General features: G+C 38.5%; 20 protein-coding genes. 8 read left to right on the top strand and 12 right to left on the bottom strand.

Annotated elements, in window-relative coordinates:
• The first annotated feature begins 2 nt into the window (after positions 1–2).
• The gene (locus ABJQ32_02330) at positions 3–2045 is read left to right on the top strand and encodes a M3 family metallopeptidase (GenBank protein ID MEP5288455.1); all 2043 of its coding nucleotides are present in this window, start codon (positions 3–5) and stop codon (positions 2043–2045) included.
• On the opposite strand, the gene ABJQ32_02325 is transcribed toward ABJQ32_02330, so the two are convergent.
• Positions 2042–3076 carry a hypothetical protein gene (locus tag ABJQ32_02325; GenBank protein MEP5288454.1) on the bottom strand — a complete coding sequence of 345 codons (1035 nt, stop codon included), beginning with the start codon at positions 3074–3076 and terminating at the stop codon, positions 2042–2044. The genes ABJQ32_02330 and ABJQ32_02325 overlap by 4 nt on opposite strands.
• A 462-nt stretch (positions 3077–3538) precedes the next feature.
• On the opposite strand from ABJQ32_02325, the gene ABJQ32_02320 reads away from it, so the two are divergent.
• Positions 3539–4891, top strand: coding sequence for an MATE family efflux transporter (locus tag ABJQ32_02320; GenBank protein ID MEP5288453.1), 1353 nt, complete (start codon positions 3539–3541; stop codon positions 4889–4891).
• Between the two features lie 9 nt (positions 4892–4900).
• The gene (locus tag ABJQ32_02315) at positions 4901–5437 is read left to right on the top strand and encodes a dihydrofolate reductase family protein (protein ID MEP5288452.1); all 537 of its coding nucleotides are present in this window, start codon (positions 4901–4903) and stop codon (positions 5435–5437) included.
• Here the strand turns inward: ABJQ32_02315 and ABJQ32_02310 are convergent.
• Complete coding sequence (locus ABJQ32_02310) at positions 5427–8120, bottom strand: hypothetical protein (GenBank protein MEP5288451.1); 2694 nt, start codon at positions 8118–8120, stop codon at positions 5427–5429. The genes ABJQ32_02315 and ABJQ32_02310 overlap by 11 nt on opposite strands.
• A gap of 129 nt (positions 8121–8249) precedes the next feature.
• Between ABJQ32_02310 and ABJQ32_02305 the strand changes: the two genes are divergently transcribed.
• Both ABJQ32_02305 and ABJQ32_02300 read left to right on the top strand, forming a co-directional pair.
• A complete protein-coding gene (locus tag ABJQ32_02305) occupies positions 8250–8681 on the top strand; it encodes a MarR family transcriptional regulator (protein ID MEP5288450.1) in 432 nt (143 codons plus the stop codon).
• Between the two features lie 74 nt (positions 8682–8755).
• A complete protein-coding gene (locus tag ABJQ32_02300; GenBank protein ID MEP5288449.1) occupies positions 8756–9298 on the top strand; it encodes a hypothetical protein in 543 nt (180 codons plus the stop codon).
• 25 nt (positions 9299–9323) lie between these two features.
• Here ABJQ32_02300 and hppD read toward each other — a convergent pair whose 3' ends face one another.
• Positions 9324–10451: a 4-hydroxyphenylpyruvate dioxygenase gene (hppD, locus tag ABJQ32_02295; GenBank protein ID MEP5288448.1), complete on the bottom strand. Its 1128-nt coding sequence runs from the start codon at positions 10449–10451 to the stop codon at positions 9324–9326.
• A 170-nt stretch (positions 10452–10621) separates the two neighbouring features.
• Between hppD and ABJQ32_02290 the strand changes: the two genes are divergently transcribed.
• Complete coding sequence (locus tag ABJQ32_02290) at positions 10622–11080, top strand: hypothetical protein (GenBank protein ID MEP5288447.1); 459 nt, start codon at positions 10622–10624, stop codon at positions 11078–11080.
• On the opposite strand, the gene ABJQ32_02285 is transcribed toward ABJQ32_02290, so the two are convergent.
• Positions 11081–13450: an ABC transporter permease gene (locus tag ABJQ32_02285; GenBank protein ID MEP5288446.1), complete on the bottom strand. Its 2370-nt coding sequence runs from the start codon at positions 13448–13450 to the stop codon at positions 11081–11083.
• A gap of 98 nt (positions 13451–13548) precedes the next feature.
• Complete coding sequence (locus ABJQ32_02280) at positions 13549–14319, bottom strand: hypothetical protein (GenBank protein MEP5288445.1); 771 nt, start codon at positions 14317–14319, stop codon at positions 13549–13551.
• Positions 14320–14357: 38 nt separating this feature from the next.
• Between ABJQ32_02280 and ABJQ32_02275 the strand changes: the two genes are divergently transcribed.
• Entirely contained in the window at positions 14358–16106 is a 1749-nt protein-coding gene (locus ABJQ32_02275) for a sodium:solute symporter family protein (GenBank protein MEP5288444.1), read from the top strand.
• A 152-nt stretch (positions 16107–16258) separates the two neighbouring features.
• Positions 16259–17185, top strand: coding sequence for an SDR family oxidoreductase (locus ABJQ32_02270; protein ID MEP5288443.1), 927 nt, complete (start codon positions 16259–16261; stop codon positions 17183–17185).
• 204 nt (positions 17186–17389) lie between these two features.
• On the opposite strand, the gene ABJQ32_02265 is transcribed toward ABJQ32_02270, so the two are convergent.
• From ABJQ32_02265 to ABJQ32_02235, 7 genes are all read right to left on the bottom strand, one after another.
• Positions 17390–17845, bottom strand: coding sequence for a hypothetical protein (locus tag ABJQ32_02265; GenBank protein ID MEP5288442.1), 456 nt, complete (start codon positions 17843–17845; stop codon positions 17390–17392).
• Between the two features lie 131 nt (positions 17846–17976).
• Complete coding sequence (locus ABJQ32_02260; GenBank protein MEP5288441.1) at positions 17977–18261, bottom strand: hypothetical protein; 285 nt, start codon at positions 18259–18261, stop codon at positions 17977–17979.
• Positions 18262–18269: 8 nt separating this feature from the next.
• Positions 18270–18971, bottom strand: coding sequence for a hypothetical protein (locus ABJQ32_02255; GenBank protein ID MEP5288440.1), 702 nt, complete (start codon positions 18969–18971; stop codon positions 18270–18272).
• 126 nt (positions 18972–19097) lie between these two features.
• Positions 19098–20549, bottom strand: coding sequence for a TolC family protein (locus ABJQ32_02250; GenBank protein ID MEP5288439.1), 1452 nt, complete (start codon positions 20547–20549; stop codon positions 19098–19100).
• Positions 20542–21921, bottom strand: coding sequence for an ABC transporter permease (locus ABJQ32_02245; GenBank protein MEP5288438.1), 1380 nt, complete (start codon positions 21919–21921; stop codon positions 20542–20544). The genes ABJQ32_02250 and ABJQ32_02245 overlap by 8 nt, the downstream gene beginning before the upstream one ends.
• Positions 21914–23263 (bottom strand): efflux RND transporter periplasmic adaptor subunit, encoded by a 1350-nt coding sequence (locus tag ABJQ32_02240; protein MEP5288437.1) that lies wholly within the window; start codon positions 23261–23263, stop codon positions 21914–21916. The genes ABJQ32_02245 and ABJQ32_02240 overlap by 8 nt, the downstream gene beginning before the upstream one ends.
• Before the next feature lie 48 nt (positions 23264–23311).
• Complete coding sequence (locus ABJQ32_02235; protein MEP5288436.1) at positions 23312–25153, bottom strand: hypothetical protein; 1842 nt, start codon at positions 25151–25153, stop codon at positions 23312–23314.
• Position 25154 lies beyond the last annotated feature (1 nt).

Here is a 25154-nt window from a genome sequence, read left to right as displayed (position 1 = left end):
ATATGTCGAATCCACTTTTATCAGCCTTTGAGACTCCTTTTGAATTACCACCTTTTGATAAAATTTCTAATAATCATTACTTAGAAGCTATAGAACAAGCCTTGAAGGAGGCTAAAAATGAGATAGACATTATAATTAAGAATGAGGAAGATCCTACTTTTCACAATGTAATAGAGCAGTTAGAGCAAAGTGGAGAAAAGCTTCAGCGCAATGCTTCTATTTTATTCAACCTCAACTCTGCAGAAACCAATGACGAGATTCAAAAAATAACTCAAGACATTTCACCCAAACTGTCTGCATTTGATAGCGAAGTGAAGCAGAATGACCAACTATTTAATAAGGTAAAGCAGGTATATGAAAAAAGAGACTCACTTGACTTATCTGATGAACAGCAAAAATTGCTTCACGAAACATACTTCGATTTTGTGCGAAGAGGAGTAGAACTGGAGGGAGATAAGAAAGCAAGATTCAAAGAAATTAGCATTGAATTATCAAAGCTGTCACTTTCTTTTTCAGAGCATGTTCTTTCGGAGACAAATGAATATGAGCTGGTTATTTCTGATGAAAATGACCTGTCAGGTCTTCCGAGTGATGTAAAAGAGCGGGCTAGCGATTTAGCGGAAAAGAAGGGAAAAGAAAATGCATGGATGTTTACACTACAGGCTCCCAGCTATATTCCTTTTATGGAGTATGCTGATAATAGATCTTTAAGAGAAAAAATGTATCGCGCATACATGTGTAAGTGTCTCAAAGGAGATGCGAATGATAATCAAGAGCTTGTTCTGAAAACAATTCGCTTGAAGGCGGAACTAGCTTCACTTCTAGGCTATGCATCTTTTGCCGATTACATACTAGAGCAACGTATGGCTGAATCTCCCAATAAGGTGATAGACTTCCTAAACGACCTTTTGAGCAAGAGCTTGCCAAAGGCAAAAGAGGAAGTAGAAGAAATAAAACAGTTCATAAAAGCACAAGGCAATGATATGGAATTGCAGAGGTGGGATTGGGCTTATTATTCTGAGAAATTAAGAAAGGAAAAATATGAGCTGGATGATGAATTGGTGAAGCCCTACTTCAAGCTTGAAAATGTCATTGATGGTGTTTTTGAAACTGCAGAAAAACTATACGGAATCTCTTTTAGGGAAAATCAAGGATTACCTGTTTATCACGACGAGGTAAAGGCTTATGAGGTGCTGGGTGAATCGGGAGAGGTTGTCTCCATATTTTACGCAGATTTTTTTCCTCGTGAAGGAAAGCGAGGAGGAGCATGGATGACCTCTTACAGAAGTGAAAAGTACAGGGAAGGAGAAAGAGTCATCCCTCATGTGAGTATTGTTTGCAATTTCACTCCTTCTTCTTCCAATCATCCATCTTTGTTGAAGTTCAACGAGGTGGAGACCCTGTTTCATGAGTTTGGGCATGCACTCCATGGTATGTTAGCAGATACGAAATATCAAAGTTTATCTGGTACCAGTGTCTATTGGGATTTCGTAGAGCTTCCTTCTCAAATTATGGAAAACTGGTGCTACGAAAAAGAGTGCTTGAACCTCTTTGCCAAACACTACGAAACTGGAGAATTGATTCCAGCAGATTTAGTCGATCGTATTAGAAGATCATCCACCTTTCATGAGGCATATGCCACCGTAAGACAATTAAGTTTTGGACTGCTAGATATGGAGTGGCATAGCCTCTCTCAAAAAGAAGCGGACGTCATTAGTAGTGTGCCTGATTTTGAAGATGAAGCATTTGCTGCTACCGAATTGTTTCCAAAAGTTGATAACACCAATATGAGTGTACAATTCAGCCATATTTTTGCTGGAGGTTATGCTGGAGGTTATTACAGTTATAAATGGGCTGAAGTTTTGGATGCGGACGCTTTTTCAGTATTTCAACAGAATGGAGTATTTGATAAAACCACTGCAGATTCTTTTAAGAAGAATATACTTAGTCAAGGGGGAACAGCACATCCCATGGAATTGTATAAAAGATTTAGAGGTCAGGAGCCTACGTCAGAAGCACTGTTGAAACGAGCAGGACTGGTCTAAGATTCGAAGTATTCCAGATCAGAGTCAATAGTCTTATTCTGCTTTTCAAGATCTGCTTTAAGATCAGATATTAGCTGTTTAAGGCTATCATGCAATTTTTTTACTTCCTGTTGTTTTTCAGGACGCCCTCCAAAAACACGATCTTTTTCTGAAGGTGAAAGGAGCGAATTAAAGTGAGTCGTGTCTTTTGTAATTCTACCAAGTTTACTAGAAACCTTAGGGAGTAAGCTTAATATGTTTTTTTGATCAATGGAGAGATCAACCTCAGCCATGCTGTAAAGTATTGAATTGATTTCTGAATCCCTCAAGTTGATTTGATCTTCAGAATCTGCTCTTAGAGATTTTAAGAGACGAGCCATGCACTTCAAGTTGCCTTTAGTATGCTGATCTCTAGCATTAATCCTAGCAATATTCAAGAAGGGTAGGTACTTCTTTACTTTTTTATGTTTGAAATCAAATTCGGCGATTCCTCTATAAATCTCGTTCTTTGTTTTTACATATTCCGCACTATCTATCCACATAGAGGGTAGTATATCTATCTCGCAAGTAGGCTTTTGAGCTGTGATTCTGATTCGAGTTTTATCACTGTAATCAACAGATTTAAAAGACTGGTCACGAGAGAGAACATCAAGCAAATCAGCGGCCAATGACTGCATATCTACATGTGGTTTATCTGAAACTGATTTCTTAATAATGATGATTTCCACATCACCATAGAGTAGAATATTTGAGTATGTTTTTAGTGCACCTTGATACCGGTAGTCTATGTTGTAACCCTTCTTCTTCAGTGTTTTGCTTATTATTTCATGGATTCTTCTGGAGTTAGCATAAACTTTATAAGCATAAGATGGATCTATCTCAACCATAGACTCCAAAGTATATTTGAGACAGTCTGAATATCCTGAATGATGAAAAGCATCAGACAAAACGGGTTCCCTTAACGCTTCATCATACCTTCTTCCCTTCAGGTTTTCTACTAACAGGCTATAGTCGTGCTCCATGAAGATGCCAAAATAATCAATTCTAAACACATGAATTGTATTTTTAGAAGATTATCAGGAATAATCATAAATGATCATAGAAGTTTTTCTCTTTCCCTGAATGCTATAAATGAAGCTCAAAATTTGATTTCAATCCTTTGAGGGTTGTTTTTGATGTTTTTTGAAAATCCCATCTTGCATTAAATCCAATTTTGAAGGAAATAAAGAAAATGACTCTTCAAATCAAAAGTTTAGCTTGCTTTGATTCATTTTTCAAAAAAAGTAACTACAATTGTAGTCTTATGATTCTATTCACAGAGATTGTCAATACCACACCCTCTCGAGTTCGAGGGTAACCCCTAGGCTGGGTATCTCAGATTATCCATTTCTGTTTAGTAACAATTTTCTAAACTGTATCACATATGTAGATGCAGTAACAACCTTTAATTTTCTTTAGAAATGACGAAAGAATCATTCTCTTTATCTAGAGTTTTTAAACTCTTTGTTTCCGCTATGAAAGGCGAAGAAACAGAATTTACCACAGGTAGTATCAATCGTGCCATTGTCTTACTCTCTATTCCTATGATAGCTGAGATGATTGGAGAATCCCTATTTGCAATCGTTGATATGATATTCGTTTCAAGGATAAGTGTCAATGCTATTGCAACAGTTGCGCTAACCGAAACTCCTTTGATGATTATTTATTCACTAGCTGTAGGCTTAAGCATGGCAGCAACAGCGATTGTCGCAAGACGAGTAGGTGAGAAGAAGTATGGTCGTGCAGCGGATGCTGGTTTTCAAGCTATACTAATATCAATAGCAATAGGAGTCGTATTTGGCATTATGGGATTCGTATTTGCCGAAGACATTCTTGCTTTAATGGGCGGTGAGTCTGAATTAATAGCGGAAGGCGTAGGCTACACGAAAATCATGTATGCAGGTAACCTAAGTATCATTTTGATCTTTTTGATTAATGGGATATTTAGGGGAGCAGGAAATGCTTCCATTGCTATGAAATCGCTGTTATTGGCCAATTTCTTGAATATGATTTTAGATCCACTATTCATATTTGGACTGGGGCCAATCCCAGGCATGGGAATAGAGGGAGCAGCCATAGCAACTACGACCGGAAGAACGATCGGTGTGATTTACCAGCTTGTTCATATTTTCAACGGAAGCTCTTTGATCAAATTAACGGTCAAAAACTTTGTTGTGAGGATAAAGACCATTGTTGAAATCATTAAGATTGGTTCAGCGGGTATAGGACAATTTCTTGTTGAGACATTAAGCTGGTTGTTCCTTGTTCGTATAGTAGCTGAGTTTGGAACAGAATATGTAGCGGGTTATCAGTTGGCTTTTCGAGTTATTGTATTCACGCTATTGCCCTCCTGGGGCATGGCGAACGCAGCAGCGACTCTTGTAGGACAAAACCTGGGTGCTAAAAGTCCCGAACGAGCAGAAACCTCCGTTTGGAGAACAGCTAAATGGAATACCATTTTTCTTATAAGTGTAGCTATAATATTCTCTATTTTTTCCAATCAGGTACTATCTGTTTTTAATCAATCGGGTATCGTTTTGGAAACGGCTATTAGTGCGCTGAGAATCATTTGTTTTGGCTACATATTTTTTGCTTACGGTATGGTAATCGGTCAGGCATTTAATGGTGCTGGAGATACTTATACTCCATTATGGATCAATATTGGAGTTTTCTGGGCCATTCAGATCCCATTGTCATACGTGCTGTCCATCGTTTATGACTGGGGTCCTGAAGGCGTGTTCTTTTGTGTAGCGTTTTGCCATAGCTTGTATGCTGTGATAGCAATTATGCTCTTTAAGAGAGGTAAGTGGAAAACGGTTAAAGTATAAGTCAGCAAGATGAGAAAAATCGTTTATTACGTAGCTACTTCTCTAGATGGTTACATTGCAGCAGAAGCTGATGATGTCAGTATGTTTGCGATGGAAGGAGAAGGTGTAGATCAGTATATGTATGATCTGGAGTCCTTTGATACCGTTATTATGGGCCGAAAGACCTATGAGTTTGGCTATCAATTTGGACTTAAACCGGGACAGCCAGCTTATCAAAATATGGAGCATTATATATTTTCAGATAGCCTCTATTTTGACAATTCCCACTGCCAGGTCAATGTGGTACCTGTTGAACTCGAAAAACTTACAGAACTAAAAGACCAGGTAGGTAGCGATATCTACCTATGCGGTGGAGGGGTTTTTGCAGGTTGGTTGTTGAAAAATGGAATGATCGATGAGTTAAAGCTGAAGATCAATCCATTGATATTGGGGAAAGGAGTTAAATTATTTGGGGATTGCTCAGCGGGGGTAAAACTCAAGCCTATCTATAATCAATCATTTGATAATGGATTTCAAATCAATACTTATAAAGTAATCAATACTTAAAATTATAGAGTTCCAGGTTGGATCCCCATGTGGTGAAGACCTGGAATTCTTTTCTTGCTGAGGAATAGATAAGACTTATTTCATGAGCTGAATTGAGTGGGTTTCCAGTAATTAAGTTTCCTGATTTATCATAAATGTAAAGGCTTTTATTGGCAGTATCAGTAAAGACAACCAGGTCTTTCCCAGCACCAAATTGATAATATTGTATCAAGATTGGCCACTGAGATAAATAGTCTTTCTTAAAGAGAAGATTACCTGTATCGTCCAACACTTCGTAGCTGCTTCCTTCTTTTCTTACAATAATAAAGGAATCACTACCTGTATCTGGTATTAGTTGAAAGTTTGCATCGGCACTACTTTTTAATAGTTGTTCACGCTTAATTAAATCTCCTTCTAACGTAATCTCTATCAACTCACCACCTTTGGATAGAACAGTCAAGGACGAATTTCCGAGCGAGTTTGACTGCCTTAGGAAATAGTTTTTATGAAGTGATAATTTAGTGTCAAAAGGAAACCCTTTATTCAATTCACCTCGACGATTCAATAAATGAATTACACCATTTTCATGTATTGATATCATGACGTCTTTTCTACCAAGTCGAGCGTGATCAAGTGGCTGGAGAGCAGCCCTACTTATCTCTTTTGGTGACCAACCATCAAGTAGTTTTAGGTCTTTGTCTGCTAGAAATATGTTGCCATCTGTATCAATAAGAGCTATTCGATAATTTCTACTTAGATCGTAATCGATAACATTGATAAAAGCAATTTGAGCATTCTCTGGAAGGGACTTTGGATACCCGGGAATATACGTGCCTGTACGATCAATTAAATGAATAGAAGAAGATGTCGCAAATGCATATTGTATTTTACCGTTTTTGTAATAGTCAATTGGGTATACGTTTCCAAGGATAGATCCATCAAGGGTTTCTGACCATAGCGCATTTTGATTAGGATCCATATAGTAGATTGTATTGGTACTATCTTGTAATAAGATATCAAAATCACGGTGAGCATGTGTCTTTAATAGGTAAGGTTTAGATGTTAAGGGGCTAACGAACCTTACACCGTTTTGCGGATTAGTTTTTGGAATGCTTTTTGGGCTTGATTGTGGCTGTGTAAAGGTGTAACTAGTGAAATATTTACCGTCTAAATAGCTATACTGAAATGCCGCCAGATCAATGGTTTTATATGTAGAGTTGTTTTTCTTAAAATGCTCAAGCCATTCAGGCTTTAATACATTGAGTATATTCTTCCATGCTCGTGGTACATTCACAAACAAGCTAACATTCGCTGCATTATTAGCTCGTGCTAAGAAGTCATTCATCTGAATTGATTTCCCCCAAGTATCCTCATTTAAAATAGATGAAATGAGGTTCTTAAGTTCTTGTAGATCATTTGAGAAAATAAGATAATTCCGATGACTTATATAAAAGCATTGATCAAAACCTTTACCCATCTCGCCAAGGAAAGAAGATGGAAATTCACGAATAGGCAAGAACCTAATTTCATTGTCACTATATGATTCAGAGTACACTGAATCACCACGTGCAATTGCGATTCGTTCAGTTAGTTGCTGGAAGAAATTTAAGGATTCCTGTATGTCTTTTACTTCAAGAATCACGAGTCGTTGATTATCTCTTGTGCGTTGGGACTCTAGATTAGCAATGCCAATTTCATTATCAACCAAATCCAACACCTGGTCAGCATTAAAATCATAAGATGATTTCAATGAATCTTGAAATGACTTAGTCGTTAGTGAGTTCTTCCGAATAAATTCTATTTGAGCATCTTTCCATGTAGAAATATCAGAAGAGGTGATGTGGTAGAAATAAGCCGTATTCTCCGGTACAACTTCTGCCATGTCAAAGGCAGCTGGCTGTGTGGTATGTGTACTCATCCATCCATCTGAAGCGTATGAAAATCCAGAAAACTGTATGAATGATGAGTCCAGAACCATCTCATAGTTTCCTGAAACTATGGGTAGACCTGTTTGATCATTAGCAAAAGAGTTGATGACATTTCCGACCTGATTGTAGTTTGCGTAGACACGCGTCAGACCTTTTGCTCCGGATTCATTTGTGAGTCGGGTAAACTTATCTTTAAATGAGGGCAATTCTGAATCACTAATTACTCTTATCGCATCTTCAACTAAGTATGGAGTGAAACTTGCAAGAAAGAAGTTCTTGTAGAAAATGAAGGTGAGTGTTTTTCCTTCATTGCTTATTTCGCTGATTTTGAAGTCGTTATAACTTCTTGTTTTAAAGCGATTTCCTGCTTTTTGAAGCCGACCAATGGCAGCATTTGCGAATGTATTTTGAGATATATTTTGAATCTCCACCACAAAAAGAAAATCGACAGCATTATTCGAAACTTTATGCAGTGAGGCTAATGTAGGTGCATCCTTGAAGATAGTTGTAAAACCACCAGAACCATTGATCGAATCTAAAAAACTAAGTCCATTTTTTAGGTTTGAAAAACCTGTGGATTGATTGATAATATTCCAGATGGGATATCCTTGAAACGTTGTTAAATCATTGGTGATTTCTGCTTCTATTACAAGTGCTGCGTCAGAAGGAATAAAGCTCCATAAGGTTAGGTCAGAGTGCTTCACCCATTTTTCATAAGTAAAGTACCCCATTCCTGCGAGTAGAAGTACGGCTATGGAAATTAGAAGTTTCTTCAAGTCAATTGGTTGATTTCTTCAAAAGTAACTTAGTTATTCCCGATTTAGTGCTGTCAAGGCTCACAGAATTCAAATTTTTACAGAAGTGGTGGCTGTTAGGGTTTTGGAAATGCAATATATTAGCTGCCTATGTCGCAATACAAGGAGTTAGGGTCTTTTATCGATAGAACATATAAGGTAGTACGACAGGATCTTATTAACAGATTTAAACAAGCCAATGTAGATATCACCCCTGAGCAATGGGTAATACTATCCAAGTTAGATGACCGAGATATGTACCAGACAGATCTTGCGGGTTTGAGCTTTCGTGATAAACCCACTGTTTCACGAATTGTTGATTTGCTGTCTAAAAAGAATTTTGTGGAACGTATTCAAGATAAAACAGATGGTAGAAAATATCATGTTTCCATTACTTCGAAGGGAAGGGAGGCCATTGAAAAGGCATTACCGGTTGTAGAAGAGTCTCGTCAACTTGGCTGGACCAATCTTTCAAATAAGGAATATGAAACTTTAATAGCCATTTTGGATAAAGTATTTACTAATTACAGCGAGAAGGACTGACTAACCTTAAAAAAGTGGCATTCATAAAGTGGCATTCATTTTGAATTGGAGGTAGATGTACCCAATTCAATTATATGAAACTCGCTACAATTTCATCTACAATAACCATCGCTGTTATTGTTTTTTCCTGCCAGAAACTGGACATGGAAGTCCCCATTCAGGTAGTCAACCTGGACGGATCTTCAAATGCAAGCTATTTTAAGGCTCAAGTAATCCCAAAGCTTCGAAAGCGAAATTTTCAGGTAGTAAACTATGATACACCTCTGAAACTTCTCATTGAGGATTTTATGATTGATATTGACTATAACACCGAAGTTGTATGGGATGATTGCAACGGAGGACACAATATTTTCAATCTCCGAGATGAAAACCTCGAAGGGAGAGTTACACTAACAGAAGATGGAAGACCTCTTCAACAGTGGGAGATCCAAGCATCTAACTATGAGGTACTGAGGGAAGGAGATCCGTTTTTAATCGAATTATTTTTTTCTAACGATGAAGAAAAAAACTGCTCAGATTACTTCGTGAAATCAAAGTGTAAGATGGATAATCATCTAAAGAATTGTGCTCGTAGGGTTGCCGTTGATGCTGTGAAAAAAGTGAATAAGTTCTACTAGCTTTAGGATATAGGAACACTTCGAATTAAAGTGTTCCTCGTAATTCTTGCTCACGCTCTAGCGCTTCAAATAAAGCTTTGAAATTCCCTTTTCCAAAAGAAGTAGCTCCTTTACGTTGGATGATTTCAAAGAACATTGTAGGCCGTGCTTGTACCGTTTTTGTGAAGATCTGAAGAAGATAGCCTTCTTCATCACGATCCACAAGGATCCCCAAAGGCCTTAAAGCTTCAATGTCTTCATCTATTTTACCTACTCGATCGGTGAGCATATCATAGTAAGAATCAGGTACTTGAAGGAACTCAATGCCTCTTGACTTTAAGTCACTAACTGTTTTAATGATGTTATCAGTAGCTACAGCAATGTGTTGAACTCCTGCCCCTTCATAGAACTCTAGATATTCATCCACTTGAGATTTTTTTAGACCTGGAGCAGGTTCGTTAATTGGAAACTTGATTCTACCATTACCATTGCTCATTACTTTGCTCATGAGTGCAGTAAATTCAGTAGAGATGTCATTATCATCAAATGACATAATCTGTGTAAAGCCCATGACTTCTTCATAGAATTTCACCCACTCGTTCATTTGTCCCAGCTCCACATTTCCCACCATATGATCTACATACTTAAGACCAACAGATTCCGGGTTGTAAGATGTATTCCATGATTTATAGCCAGGTAAAAAGATGCCATTATAATTCTTACGCTCGATGAAGATATGCACAACTTCACCGTAGGTATGGATACCTGATTGTACAATTTCACCATTCTCGTCTTTCATCGTGTTTGGTTCCATGTATGACGTGGCACCTCGTTTCAATGCTTCATTATATGCTTTGGTCGCATCATCTACCCAGAGCGCAGTGACCTTTACACCATCACCATGCTTATCAATGTGCTGACCAATAATGGTTCCACTCTTTAGAGGAGAGGTAAGAACTAAGCGAATTTTGTCTTGAACAACCACGTAAGATTCACGATCTCTTAAGCCTGTTTCAAGCCCAGCATATGCAAGGGCTTTGAAGCCAAAAGCGGAACGATAAAAATGAGCAGCTTGTTTGGCATTGCTGACATAAAGCTCCAGGTAATCAGTACCATTGATTGGCATGAAATCTTGAGCTTGCTTGGTGTTTTCGATTGTTGCTGTACTTTCCATCACGATTTTGACTAAGTAGTTGTTATGACAACAAAATTACAAAATTGTTTTTGAATGAGCAATTAGTGACTTTATTCAAATAATCTTATTAAGATAAAAACAGTTTAAGATAAAAACAGTATTCGGAATTTTAATAGATTGTGTCTTCCAACTAACCAACCTCTATTTTAATGAAAGATGCTTCACTTTTGTGGATAGGACTATGCTTATCCGTTTTACTATTTGTAACGGTTGTTTTATTCGATCTAGACCTATTCGAAAAGTTGGTGTTCCTGATGGAAAAATTGGAAAATTTTGAATTTGATGAGGCTATTATTCCATTTTTCTTGTTTAGTGCCTTTTCATTGGCGCATTTTCAAAAAAGAAAAAGAAAAACGGAAACAGAAAAGCAAAAAGCCAAAGTTTATATAGCTATGCTATCATCTGCTTATCACATTCTCAATAATTTCATGAATCAGATGCAAATATTTAAAGTAACTGCACAGGAAACACCAGAATTCGATCAAGAGGTTCTGTCGTACTATGATAAAATCATGAAAGAAGCGCAAGAACTACTTCATAATTTAAGTACTATTTCCAAAATAGATGAAGATAGTATTAATGAGTCCGTGGGCACTAAAACACATTAATTATTCATTTCTCAATGACTTCACCGGATTAGCTTTAGCTGCCCGTCTGGCTTGATCCGATACAATGGCAATGGCAAATAGTAAAACGATAGAGCCAACTAAAGGAAATATCCACCAAGCTACATCTACTCGGATTGTATACCTATCAAGGTATTGATCGAGCAAATACCAGGCAAGTGGAGCTGCCAAAAAGAAAGATATCACGACCAGTCTAGAAAAATCCTTTGACATAAGTTTCATAAGGCTCGCTACGGTAGCACCTAGTACTTTTCTTATTCCTATTTCTTTGATTCGTTGTTCTGCAGTGTAGGAGGCCAGCCCAAATAACCCAAGTCCAGTAATGATCATGGCCAGTGTAGCGAATAGACTCGCAAGTTTGCGTGTCAAATTGATGGTTGTGAACTTACGTTGGAATTCGACATCCGCAAAGTTGTATTCAAATGGGTAAGCAGGATTGTGTTTGTTAAAAGTCTGTTCTACACTTCCTAGAGTGGCTTGTAAATCATTGGTTTTTTTGAGTCGAATGGAGATATAACCACCCCAGTCCTGGAGAATCAGAAACATAGGCTTCACGGGCTCATAGGGAGAGCCCATCAGCACATTGTCCACGACTCCAATGAGCTTAAGTTTATCTCCCCAAAGATCAAGGTTGGTTCCAATAGGGTCTTCTAGCCCCATGATATCTAGAGCTGCTTTATTTATGACAATAGCACTTGAGTCGCTTGCAAAGTCTTTTGAGAAATCCCTTCCCATCAAAACGTCTATGCCCATGGTTTTAGCATAATCATAGGTAGTGGTAATGGTGGTGAAAATAACTCGACGATCATCGGGCTTACCAGGCCATCCCAAGAAGTTGTTGGAGTTAATCTGGGTGATTTGAGAATTTGAACGAGTTACAGATTCTACCATTCCAGATGACATCAGTTCTTGCTTAAGGATCTCATAGTTATCAGAGAGATCGTTTGTGAGTTCCACTGATATCAATCGATCTTGTTGGTACCCGAGATCTCTGTTCTTTACTAAGTTGATTTGCTGGAAAATGACAATCGTGCTTATCATCAGTACGATTGAAAAAGCAAATTGGAGTACAACCAATACTTTCCTTGGCGTTGTTGCTCCTTTCCCTACTTTAATTGTACCCTTTAGTGTCTGTACAGGTCTGAATGAGGAAAGGTAAAAAGCTGGATAGCTGCCAGAAATTACACCCAACACGATAATGATACCAATAGAAGCAATCCAGAAGAGAGGAGAGGTATAATTGATAGAAAGCTCCTTTTCCACCAGGTTATTATATGATGGAAGGGCTAACTCCGTCAATATGACCGCAATGAGGAAAGCAATGAATGTAATGAATATTGATTCACTGATGAACTGATAGATCAACCTGCTTCGACTTGTACCTAAACTTTTTCGAATGCCAACTTCTTTGGCTCTTTTCTCAGAACGTGCAGTGGCCAGATTCATAAAGTTTATACATGCAATAATTAAGATAATGATTGCAATTGCTGTAAACAACTGAACATAATCACTACGCCCACCAGCTTGTTCGCCTTTTTCATTCCAGTTGGAGTAAAGTCTCCAATCCTTCATAGGATGAAGAAAAAAGTGTTTATCCATACCATCTTCACCATCTTTTTCTTCTGCCAAGTCATAGATACTCGAATCTACATGTGCCTGACGTGAAGGATCATTGAGTTCTACAAATACCTGAAAAGAATAATTTCCCCAATTCGTCTTATTGTCTTTAATCCACTCGTTTACTGATTCACGATACTTCCATGTAGCCAGGTAATCGAACTGGAAGGTAGAGTTTTCGGGTAAGTCTTTCGCAATTGCTGTGACTTGAAGTGTACCTTCATCAGATAACCGCACTTGTTTTCCTATTGGATCCTCATCACCAAAAAGAATTTTCGCCAATGATTCGGAAAGAACAATGGACATTGGGTCTTTTAATGCTTCCCTATGAGTACCGGAGATGAGCGGAAATTCAAACATCTCCAGAAATTCCTCACTTACATAGTATCCAGGCTTTATAATTCGTATATCTCCAGCTGTAATCAGTCGGTCACTTCCCCAACCAGCAACAACAGAGTTTTTGATGTTACTATCGATTACCTTCATCTCCTCATAAGTAGGAAGAGGAACAGATCGCCACTTATTCACCCGCTCATCAAATTCTGAACTAATGTATACTTGATATAGTCTGTCATACTTGGGCAGGAACTTATCATATGAAATTTCACTTGCTACCCAAAGCAAAATCAATACACTACAGACAATTCCTATGGAAAGACCAGATATGTTAATGACAGAATAAAGTCCGTTTTTCTTAAGGTTACGGATTGAGATAAGAAAGAAGCTTCGTAGCATAATCGTAAGTCAAGTTGATTAATGACAGCAATTCCTCTTTGAGGTTGCATTGGAAGGAATACTTTTTATACATCAATTGGTTACATTTTTCACCAAAGTTAATTTTCAAACACATATGTGATTCTCATGTAAGTTTTTAAAGAATCAGCGTCAGGTCTTTTCCATAGTTCTTCCAAGCGATTTCCATCAATGTCTACTTTGAGGTCATATATGATACTCTCAACCCACATACTATCAGTCCAGTTGTATCTTATTGTCTGTATGTGATTTCCATTAGAATCATACGTTAAAATCATTTTTCTGGATTTCCCCCATTGATTATTCTGCCAAATGGGAAACTCCTTGATAACCGGATTACCATCTTTATCATAGTGATAAATAACCTTGCTATTATTCATTTTCACACCTTCCATATCTCTTTTAGAAACTTCACTTATCAGAAGGTCATCTTTGTCATATACATAATCAACAAAAAATACTGAGGAGCTACCTCCTCGGACCATAGAATCACGCCTTGCTATTATTTTATCTTCATAGAGGTAGTTTTTATCAAAAGCAAAACTCCACGTGCTGTCCTTCCAAACCTCTCTGGAGAATGATACTTCATTATTATTTTGATCATATATTCTAATTGTCCTATCTAGTAGAGATTCACTATCACCGTCAATGCTTTTACTCAGTTCTTCAATGCGATTACCTTTTTCATCATATTTAAATGATACTTTTTTTATCACCTTCCAACCATCTTCTTTTTTTAATTCCCACATCTGAGAAGTAGGTTTTTGTTGCACTGTAGCCTCTTGCTTTCCAAGGCAACTTGTCATGAAGAAAATTAAATTGGCTAGCATGTAGTTGCTCAAAACTTTCATAACATTAGATTTATGGTGATTCAACTAATTAACAATTTATGAAATTAATCACCTTAGACTGGTTCATCATAGGAGGGTTTTTCCTGATCGTATTGATCATAAGCATAGTTGCTTCAAAAAGTGCCGGAAAAAGTAAAGAGGAATACTTTCTAGCAGGAAAATCTATGCCTTGGTGGCTATTGGGAGTTTCCATGGTGGCTACTACTTTTTCCGCTGATACGCCAAATTTGGTTACGGGCTTTGTTAGAGAATCTGGAGTGGCGAAGAACTGGGCTTGGTGGTCTTTTCTGATTACCGGGATGATTACTGTTTTTATATATGCTAGGTTGTGGAGAAGATCAGGAATTTTGACGGATCTTGAATTCTATGAACTTAGATATAGCGGTAAAGCAGCTTCTTTCCTTCGTGGATTCAGAGCGTTGTATTTAGGAATATTCTTTAACTGTTTAATCATGGGTTCCGTCACCCTTGCTGCGATTAAGATATCTTCAATTCTATTTGGACTTTCTCCGCTTCATACGGTAATTATTGCATCAACAATAGTTGCAGTTTATTCTGCTTTGGGTGGAATTAAGGGAGTGATTTGGACAGATTTTTTTCAATTTTCGATCGCTTTATTGGGAGCTATTTATGCAGCATATGTATCACTGTCCCAGCCTGAGGTAGGTGGACTGAAGGGCTTATTGGTAAATGATGCAGTCATTGGTAAACTCGATATTGTTCCAGATTTTTCGAATACATCAGTACTTATTTCGATGTTTATTATTCCTTTAGCTGTGCAATGGTGGTCCGTATGGTATCCTGGAGCAGAACCTGGAGGAGGAGGGTATATCGCTCAGCGAATGCTGGCTGCTAAAAATGAAAAGCATGCTGTTGGAGCTACATTGTTCTTCAATTTTGCCCATTATGCGTTAAGGCCATGGCCATGGATCATAGTAGCTTTAGCTTCCCTTGTCTTATTCCCGGATCTGGAATCCATCAAACAAGCCTTTCCAGAAATCAACGATCAGTACCTCGGAAATGATATTGCTTATCCAGTGATGTTGACGCTTCTTTCGCCCGGATGGCTGGGGTTAGTCTTGGCATCTTTGATAGCAGCGTATATGTCTACCATTAGTACACACTTGAATTGGGGCTCTTCATACATTGTGAATGATTTCTATCAACGATTTCTGAAGCCAGAAGCTACAGAAAAGGAAATGGTGTTGGTAGGTCGAGCTTCTACAGTGGTGCTAATGCTTGTAGCAGGACTTTTATCATTGACCGTCTTAGAAAATGCAACGCAAGCATTTAATATCTTATTGTTATCAGGGGCAGGCACTGGTGCAATCTTTTTGTTAAGATGGTTTTGGTGGAGAATCAATGCCTGGACAGAAATAGTAGGAATGATCGTTGCGACTATTAATGCATTTGTGCTTGTTTTGGTTGTGCCAGAAGGAGCCTTAGGGAATGATTACATCGATGACTTTACAATGAAGTTGTTGATTGCCACCGGAGTGACTTCTGTTGTTTGGATAGCCACCACACTTTTCACTAAACCGGAATCGGAAGAAACATTGAAAAAATTTGTGGACCTTATTCGTCCAAGCTTTGGATGGAAAAAATTTAGTTACGAACGCTCATCATTTGGAAACTCGATCTTGAGTGTATTCTTAGGAGCCATTGGAGTTTATAGTGCCTTATTTGGGATTGGAAATGTAGTTTATGGAAACCTTCTTTTGGGGTTTGGTCTCCTCGTGATTGCTACTTTATCGATGGTTCAGGTATTAAATTGGATGAAAAAGTAAAATACCCTATTTAGGGTATTGTTTATCATTTGATAAGTTTAGTACTTTGAGCTTAGATGCTTAACGCTCTATTCACTACCAAAGTGGGAGGCCCTTCGTGGGCCTCTTTTTTTATGGCCTATTATCTATATTGCCATCCAAACTAATTTCTTATGAGCCACACACAAGGTATGCTGAGCCCTGATTCACTCAAGGGCAAAACAATTATTGTAACAGGAGGGGGGACAGGATTAGGCAAATCCATGGGATCCTATTTTTCAGAGCTTGGGGCCAACCTTGTGATTACTAGTCGGAAGATTGAAGTATTGGAGGAAACAGCCAAAGAAATAACGGCTAAGAGTGGCTATCCAGTGCATTGTGTAGCCTGTGATGTGCGTGAATACGATCAGGTCGAACGTGTGATTAAGGAAGCAAAAGAAAAATTTGGAGGTGTGGACGTACTGCTTAACAATGCAGCAGGAAACTTTATTAGCCCTACCGAGCGACTTTCTCATAGAGCGTTTGATACGGTAGTGGATATCGTTTTGAAGGGAAGCTACAATTTTACTCTGGCTTTAGGTAAAGACTGGATAGAGGAGAAGCGAGGAGGGAATATCTTAAGCATTGTTACAACCTATGCTTGGACAGGTTCAGGCTATGTAGTTCCTTCTGCATGTGCAAAGAGTGGTGTGCTAGCTATGACACGTTCTTTAGCAGTAGAATGGGCGAAATATGGTATTCGAAGTAATGCAATAGCTCCAGGGCCATTTCCTACAGAAGGAGCATGGGATAGACTTCTACCAGGAGACTTAAAGAAGAAATATGACCCAGCAAAAAAAGTACCTCTTCAACGTGTAGGCGATCATCAAGAACTGGCCAATCTGGCGGCCTATTTAGTATCTGACTACTCAGCATATGTCAATGGAGAAGTCATCACCATTGATGGCGGAGAGTGGCTGAAAGGAGCAGGAGAGTTTAATCAACTGGAAGCTATTCCAGAAGAACTATGGGATGCCATGGAAATGGGGAGGAAGAAAGGTGGATCCAAGCTAAAAATGATGTGGCTCTATTTTAAAGGTATGCGTAAGTTGAAGTTGTAAGTAACTTCTTTGAAGTTTGAGTTTTCTGATTGCTACTCGAAGTAACTACCCCTATTTACTCTCTCAGATTCTCATATGGTAAGACACAAGAGCAGGCTGAGCTTCCACAACCAGTTCAAGCTTCCGCTTGTGCTCTAATTGATTGGGTGTAAATCAGAATAAAAAAGCACAGGAACGAGTCCCATGCTTTTATTCATTTGAATCTTATAACACAATACTAATAATGTCACATCCTCCTGGAGTAACAGTGTAGAGTGCTGGATTAAAATTGCTTGGAAGTGGAGCTGGCCCACCGGAAAGACTAAAGAAAATGTCTGGTTGCCCTTCGCCAGTTACATCGCATGCTTCCACCTGAATAGTTCCACCACCTGGTGGAGGTGGTGGAGGTGGAGGTGGACAGGCCACTGAGAATGAAATGTTGGCACATCCAAAGTTGGGTACCGTGTAAAGAGCTGGGTTGAAATTGCTTGGCAAGGGAGCTGGTCCTCCTTGTAAGCTAAAAAAAATGTCAGGTTGCCCATCGCCCGACGTGTCGCAAGCTCTAACTGTTTGCGAGCATCCCAAAAAGGACACTTCTTCATTGTTGGTCGATACTGTATCAAATCCTGAAAGGATTAGAAAACAGCAACCAATGGATAGTGAGATCCATAGCTTTTTCATAAAAATACATTTAACTGATTTATGTCTCGAAACCGCTCGAGACTAATTATATTAAATATACGTCATACAGTTAAGTATATTGCTTTATGCTGATTAAGTAAATGTAAAGTTAGCTTTGGAGTAGGTTAACTTCAGAACATACCAGAAAGCGTTGGTACTTTCTTGGCAATCTCAATGGCAACTGTCCCCAGATCCTCAATTCGCTTTTTCAATTGTGCAAGTTCCATATTCTGACGAGAGGCCTCTTCTACAGTTTTCATGAGTTTAGTATACACTCGCATGTCCACTGTGCCTGGTGTGATTGCATCTATTTCCTCTCTAGATAGCCCGTATAGTTGATTCAATTCATCCTTGTATTTTCCGTCAAAAGCATCATCAGCTTCTTTAAATAAATCATCGAATCTATTGGTTGACATATGTGTAGTTATTGGTTTTTAACTTCTTTAATCTTCTTTGAAATTTCTTCTATTTCTTCTTTCGCCTCATTGGACTTGATGTCTATTTGCTTGGCTATATCAAGATATGAATTGATTTTACCAGACATAGAAACCAATCGATTGGTCAGCTGTTCATCCATGTTTTCCAGTCCAACCATGGCTAGTCCCTCTTTTTGTGCTGTTCTTACTTTCTTGACGGATTCTAGGTATCCAGTAATGGTAGCGTTTGCATGCACCATATTGTTGTAAGAATTGTCAATCAACTGTAATACTTCTCTTTCCTCTTCTTCAACAGGGGTGAGGAGTTCTTTCCTTTTGATTAAAATTTGTCCATATGCAGCTTTCTGGAAATCAGCAATGTCGTTCAAGGCTTTATCTGTGACTTGCTTGGTGTCTGACTGAGCAGCATCAGTGAGGGATTTAAAAATGGACTCTTTTCCTTCCTTAAAGGAGTTCATTTCTGAAGACACTACATAATTGATGATAAAAGGAGCATAGACATCATCAATGAAGAGATTGATATCTTCTTTTATTTTGCTATAAATGATCTCGACAGAATTTCTATGCGAGTTGTGTAAGATGCCTAGATCTCTCCCCAAAGTTTTAGACAAGTCGATAGACTCTTGCGGGATTTTCACACATGAAAAACAACATGTGAGCAATAGGATGAAAGCTAATGGTTTATTCATCGATTGATTTCAATTGATATCTACAGTAAAACTAAGTACTGATTTTAGAAAACTCAGAGTTAAACCTTAAAAGGTGACCTTTCTTCGCAGTAAAAATGAGTGTGTATGGAGATGATGGAAAACTAATCAGTCATTCAGTGTGTATAACAGATTTTTGTTTGCAAAGTCATAGAGTGTCAACCTCCTTAAGTCATAATACGCAATCCAGTAACTTCTTAGCGCATTAATATAACTCCTCTTTGCAGTATCCTTTTCTGTCAAGGCAATGTTGAGGTTAGTAATGTCGATTTTCCCAATGAGATACCTGTTCTGCGCCACTTCGTACCTTTTTTGAGCTACCTCATCAGATTTTTTTGAAATCTCTATTTGCTGTCTGAGTACATCTAGTTGTCTAACAAGAGTGATGATTTCCTGTTCAAAGTTTTGTTCTTCTTGAGCAATCACATAATCAGTAAGCTGCTTGTTTGCCAAAGCTGTCTTCATTCGCGCTTCATTTCTTCCCCAGTTGACAATAGGAATATTGAGCGTCAAATTTGCAAACTGTTGAGTCTGAGCATCCTGATAAGATTCATCAAGCGACGATCCAGCACTATTCAGACCAAAAGAAGCATTTAAGTTCATTTGAAAACGTTGGCCCTTGGCTTGTGCTACTTGAGCATCCGCTTCGAGTCTTCGTCTTTCAAAAGCAATAAAGTCGGATCTATTGTCCTTTGCATACTGTAAGGCAAGTCTTTCTTCTACAGGAAAAATAGGAATGTCTTGCGGAAGTGAAAGGTCGAATGTTTCTCCCTCGTTTAATCCGATAAAAGTCCTTAAAGCCAATCGGGAAGTCTGAAGATCTAGTTGAGCCTGCGTTTGATCTTGTTTAGATCTTAACAACTGTAATTCTACTTGTAGCAGTTTATCTTCTGAGGCAGTCCCTATGTTATACCGCCCTTTCTCTATGTTATAGATTGTGTCGTTGTTAGCAAGATTAAATTCTGCAATCTGGTAGTTTACCTGGGCATCCAGATAATCGAAAAATCGTTGTACTGCATTCCTAGAAACGAATTCCATCTCTTCTACATAACTACGCCTCGATTCTTCGTATCGAATAGGCTCTGTCTTGCGATCCCATTTGAGTTGATTAAAAGCAAAAATTGGTTGATTTATTGTTAAATCAACAATTGTACTTCTCCATCTGGTATCGTCAAAAACCAGGTCTTGAAATTGACTTGCACGTGTGTTTACTGATACACTTCCTCCTGTTGGAGCAATCGGTTGAAATAAACCAAGGTTAAGCGATGAATTTGTTTGCTCTACAGGTCGAAATTGAGTCGAGCCATCTTCTTGGGTAACTGGAATAAATTGATTGCTATAAGACGGTAGGTTTCCACTGAGAGCTAATTGAGGATTGTAATTAGACTTGAATAATCGGTATTGCCAGAAGCGATTCTCTTTTCTGGTTTCTGCCTGTTTGGCCTGGGGGGATTGTCCTTTGGCCAAGTCAATGATATTATCCAAAGAGTAAAGTACCTGAGCATTGACACAAGTAGAGCATGTGATCAATAGGGTGATGAGTGTGAATAGTCTATTCATATCTAAGTGATGTGATTGGATCTTGGAGTGCTGCTTTTCTTGCAGGAGCGATACCAAATATAAGTCCGATGGCTGTCGCCACTCCAAATGAAATAAGTATTGAACCAAAAGAGATGACCGTAGGTATATCTGCAAACCGACTGACAGCAAGTGCCATCATTATGCCGATAATAATCCCAATAAATCCACCTGAAATACTGATCATCATGGATTCAAACATGAATTGATTAATAATATCTGCTTTTTTGGCACCTATGGAAAGGCGCAATCCTATTTCCTTAATTCTTTCTAAAACAGAGGCTAACATGATATTCATGATACCTATACCGCCAACAATCAACGAGATGCCTGCGATAGCTCCAAGTACATAGCTGAATATGTCATTCGTTCTCTGTTGTTGTTTTAGGAGCAGTTCAGGTATTTCTATTTCGTAATCAACCACTTCATTGTGCTTACGCTCTAACATGCGGACAATGACCTCCGCCGTAGGGTTTAATTTGTCCGTCTGTGCTACTTGTACCACCATTCGATCAAGTTGGTGATAGTTTACCGCTTGTTTAGGAGCATCATCATTAGAGCCACCACTACTACCACCACCGAAGAAAACAAAGTTTCCTGATGAACCCGTATTAGCTCCTTGAATCATTTCTTCTGTTAGCATAGCCCTGTTTTTATACCGAACGAGAACTGTTTGAAGTGGTGTGTAAACATCCATGTTATAATCTCGAATACCCAGCTTACTGATACTACTTTCGCTGATGTAGCGTTCATCTAATACGCCTATGACTTTGAGCCAGTTAGGCCCACATTTAAGCATTTTCCCAACAGGGTTTTGGGATGGGAAAAACTTTGCTTTTATGGACTTACCAATGATACAGACAGCTGCACCTTTTTCGAGTTGTGCTTCATTGAACATTTTTCCATCAGCCAATGTGAAGTTAAAGATGTCAAAGTAGGAGGGTTCCACACCCACGAGCTTTGCAGATCTTCTGATACCATTCTTAATAATGTAAGTCTCTAAAAGAATTTCAGGACTTATTGTCTCTATACCTGGAATTGTTTTAAGAATAGACTCTTTATCTTCTAAGGTAAGACCTGGAGAAAATTTCTTCTTTTCCTTAGAATCTGAATCATCCTCTGCAAGGTTTTCTTCTGTCTGCTCTACTACAGGCTCAATGATAATATTATTGACGCCTACTAATTTTATTTGCTCTAGTATCTCTTGTTGAGCTCCATTGCCAATCGCTAACATAGCGATCACTGCTGCCACACCAAAAATAATTCCAAGCGCGGTGAGTATGGATCTAACTCGATTGGCCAATACAGCTTCTATAGCTATGTAAAGATTGGCGAGGATTCTTTCCTTATCCATTCTTCTTTCTTCCTCTACGTCCTTGTGGTAATTGAGGTTGAGCAGGTTCTGGAGCCACCTCTTCTTCTTTTTGATTACGCTTACCGTCCATTTCAGGAAGAAGATTTACATCTCTACTATCCATTCCTTGAATAGTGGATAAACTTACACGGTCGCCAGCAGTAAGTCCATTGATAATGTGAACATATTCAGCGTTAGCATCACCAATCATCACTTCCTGTTTTGAAGTTGATCCGCCAGATTTTTTGAATACATAAGTGATGGAATCATATTGGGAATGAAGACTTTCTAGGGGTATAAAAAAAGCATCTTCCACTGTTTTTGTGATGATCTTATTGCTAGTAGTCATCCCTGGTTTAAGTAAGGGGTCAGTGCCATAAACTTCAATTTCTACCTCAAATACTTTTGCATCCGAATTGGGTCGTTGTTCACCAACATTAGCTACACGCGAAACTTTACCTTTTAAGTTCTTATCAGGGAAAGCATCAAAACCTATTTCTACAGCTTGTCCTGGCTTAACCTTTCGAATGTCTACTTCATTTACATACGTTTTAGAAACCATCTTTGATAGATCTGGAAGAGTAGCTACAATTGGATCCCAGCCACTGATTTGAGAACCTTCTTTTACAGGTTTCCCATCCCAACTCCGCTTGTAGATAAGCATTCCATCTTCAGGGGCAGTGACTATAAATTCTCTTGAGAGTCCTGTTAGTCCGTCTAATTCGTTTCTCACTTTAGATAATTCGGCACCTGCTTGCCTCATTTTGGCAACATTCTGCTGCTCTCTGATTTCATAATTTTCCGTTGCTTGAGAGAAAGATCTCTTTGCTTTCTCTAATTCAATTTCTGCTTTTTGAATAGTTGCTGGAGGCTCGAATTGTGATTGGTCAAGTGTCAATTGCTTCTCACGCACAGCATATTCGAGGTTGATAAGTTCATCTCTTGCCTGACGCATGGTTAAGGCAGTATCAAGCTTTGTTTGAGTATACTGAGATTGTTGCTGATCTAATTCGATTTGAGCATCTTTTAATTTACCAGTTAGTTCCGATGGGTCGAGTCTTGCCACATATTGTCCTTTTTGCACTACTGTACCTTCATCAATAATATCTTGAATGGTCACATTCCAGATACGATAATTCCGAAGACCACCTGGACCTTTTATAGGGACAGAATTCTTAGCCTCTAAACCTCCTGAAGTCATGATATCTACCACAAAATCACCTTGTTCCACTTCAACAACAACATCGGCAGCTGAGTCAGTTGAGTTTCCAGAAAACACTAGGATTAATATTGCGACAATAGCAACACCTCCGATAATAAATAGTTTGTTGTTTCTCTTCATGGTTAGAAATGTAAGTTTCCTATATTTTACTATAATCAGACCGAATGGTTACTCACTCAGCCATAATGATTTAATTTTTTGTTGGTCAACGGATGGATTATCTATTACTACTAACGAATGTTTTTGAGAAGATTCTACTTTCTGTGCTTTTGCTTTCAGTTTCACTTCTTTTGTTTTGCCTTTTACTTCTCTTTTAACGATGACAGTGACTTTATCGCCTTCTTCTGCCTCACTATAGTATGATTGTATTACATCCGAGAAAGTTTCAATAGTAACCGCTGATCCATTCCATTCTACAAAAACGTCTCCTTGTTGCAAGTCTAAATCTTTCCCGAAATCATTCATTCCATCAATGGAGGCCACATAAATTTCTTGATTTTCGTTGAGAGCTGGAGAGAATTTCCCAGCTGTGATAACCATTTCGTTACTCTCAGGGGAGTAGTCTATTCCAGCCCAACCAAGAATTTCTTGATAGGGTAGGGATTCTGTACCTCCAATATATTTTCTTAAAAACATTCCAACTGCGGGAGTGGTGATTTTTTCAATTTCGGCAAACAATTGTTCATCTTTAAAAGCTTTCTTGGGCCCATATTGTTTTGAAAGTTCCCGCAAAACAAATTGAAGATCTTTTTGTCCATTTGTAGACTTAATGATTGTTAGATCTAAACACCATGCAATGAGTGCTCCACCCGCATATACATCTCCATATCGTCGCTCATTCGCAGGATCTAATATGTTTTCACTGAACTCTGTGTATGGAATGTCTACAGCGTATTGATCTTGTTGATTCATTTTATTTCGCATTTCAGAAAGGAAGTCTTCTAGATCGAATAGTCCATACTTTGCTTGAACATGTTGAGATGCATATTCGGTCACTCCTTCATATAACCATAGATGCTGACTCATCTTGGGTTCTATGTAATTGAAATCGTGAATCTCTTCTGAATGAATATTTAGAGGTGTGACAATATGGAAAAATTCATGAGCTGCTACATCTTTTACCGTTTGGCTTATTCTTTCAGGATCCATTTCAGGAAGTGTGTACAAGGAGGAATAAGAATGCTCCAAAGCCCCCATGGCCCCAGAAATGGTAGGGCCATCGAATAAATAAATTAAATAGGCATATCTATCTACCGGAAGCTGACCACCTAGGTATTTTGATTGAGCCTCCATCAACTCAGAGATGTTGTCCATGACATCCGTCGCTGAGAGAACATTATTTGGTGAATAAACTGATACTAAAATTTCAGCACCTGCAATCTGTCTACTTACGATATCAGGCTTACTGTACATAATGGGCGCATCTGCCAGAAAGTTGAAGTTATCAGCTACATATGTATCAGAGGTATCAGTGAAAGTGCTTTTCTTTAGAGAAGTAGCTCCTGCAATTTCGGAATCATGGATAATTGTGAGCTCAAAAGGATTGAATTTGTAACCATCTACATAGCCAACAAATCCAAAAGTGTTTATTACAAATACGCCTTTGTCGGCTTCAATGCTCATTCCTCCTGGTTCAAAAATGGGATTTCCACCATACCCATCAAATTCGTCGAAGGAGTCTTCTACCCAGTAGGAAATCTTGCTAAGCCTCTTAGCTTCTGAGATAACCCACCTGTTTGTACTTAATTTTTCAAAAGCGATCTCATTTCCATCTATATCCATTGCTTTGAAATCATCTACAAAGCGTCCAAAGTCTGAAATACTATAAGTTCCAGGCACAATCTTCGCCATGTGATACTCTATAGTGTCATGAGTAATTGTTGGTAACGTGATTTCAACTGGGATACGATCGTTTTCTGCTTTGGTTAGATCTATGCTAATCTGGTATTTTTCTTGAGCTACGATGTGTAGGCTGATTACAGCAAGCAGAATAAAGAGAATTTTTTTCATG

It is taken from the genome of Marinobacter alexandrii (assembly GCA_039984955.1).
GTDB lineage: Bacteria > Bacteroidota > Bacteroidia > Cytophagales > Cyclobacteriaceae > Ekhidna.
This window is presented reverse-complemented; position numbering and strand designations above follow the sequence as displayed.

Bases quoted from the DNA above. Each gene is read 5' to 3' on its own strand.
- ABJQ32_02330 (MEP5288455.1), top strand. From the start codon at position 3: ATGTCGAATCCACTTTTATCAGCCTTTGAGACTCCTTTTGAATTACCA.
- ABJQ32_02320 (MEP5288453.1), top strand. From the start codon at position 3,539: ATGAAAGGCGAAGAAACAGAATTTACCACAGGTAGTATCAATCGTGCC.
- ABJQ32_02315 (MEP5288452.1), top strand. From the start codon at position 4,901: ATGAGAAAAATCGTTTATTACGTAGCTACTTCTCTAGATGGTTACATT.
- ABJQ32_02305 (MEP5288450.1), top strand. From the start codon at position 8,250: ATGTCGCAATACAAGGAGTTAGGGTCTTTTATCGATAGAACATATAAG.
- ABJQ32_02300 (MEP5288449.1), top strand. From the start codon at position 8,756: ATGAAACTCGCTACAATTTCATCTACAATAACCATCGCTGTTATTGTT.
- hppD (MEP5288448.1), bottom strand. From the start codon at position 10,451: ATGGAAAGTACAGCAACAATCGAAAACACCAAGCAAGCTCAAGATTTC.
- ABJQ32_02290 (MEP5288447.1), top strand. From the start codon at position 10,622: ATGAAAGATGCTTCACTTTTGTGGATAGGACTATGCTTATCCGTTTTA.
- ABJQ32_02285 (MEP5288446.1), bottom strand. From the start codon at position 13,450: ATGCTACGAAGCTTCTTTCTTATCTCAATCCGTAACCTTAAGAAAAAC.
- ABJQ32_02280 (MEP5288445.1), bottom strand. From the start codon at position 14,319: ATGAAAGTTTTGAGCAACTACATGCTAGCCAATTTAATTTTCTTCATG.
- ABJQ32_02275 (MEP5288444.1), top strand. From the start codon at position 14,358: ATGAAATTAATCACCTTAGACTGGTTCATCATAGGAGGGTTTTTCCTG.
- ABJQ32_02270 (MEP5288443.1), top strand. From the start codon at position 16,259: ATGAGCCACACACAAGGTATGCTGAGCCCTGATTCACTCAAGGGCAAA.
- ABJQ32_02265 (MEP5288442.1), bottom strand. From the start codon at position 17,845: ATGAAAAAGCTATGGATCTCACTATCCATTGGTTGCTGTTTTCTAATC.
- ABJQ32_02260 (MEP5288441.1), bottom strand. From the start codon at position 18,261: ATGTCAACCAATAGATTCGATGATTTATTTAAAGAAGCTGATGATGCT.
- ABJQ32_02255 (MEP5288440.1), bottom strand. From the start codon at position 18,971: ATGAATAAACCATTAGCTTTCATCCTATTGCTCACATGTTGTTTTTCA.
- ABJQ32_02250 (MEP5288439.1), bottom strand. From the start codon at position 20,549: ATGAATAGACTATTCACACTCATCACCCTATTGATCACATGCTCTACT.
- ABJQ32_02245 (MEP5288438.1), bottom strand. From the start codon at position 21,921: ATGGATAAGGAAAGAATCCTCGCCAATCTTTACATAGCTATAGAAGCT.
- ABJQ32_02240 (MEP5288437.1), bottom strand. From the start codon at position 23,263: ATGAAGAGAAACAACAAACTATTTATTATCGGAGGTGTTGCTATTGTC.
- ABJQ32_02235 (MEP5288436.1), bottom strand. From the start codon at position 25,153: ATGAAAAAAATTCTCTTTATTCTGCTTGCTGTAATCAGCCTACACATC.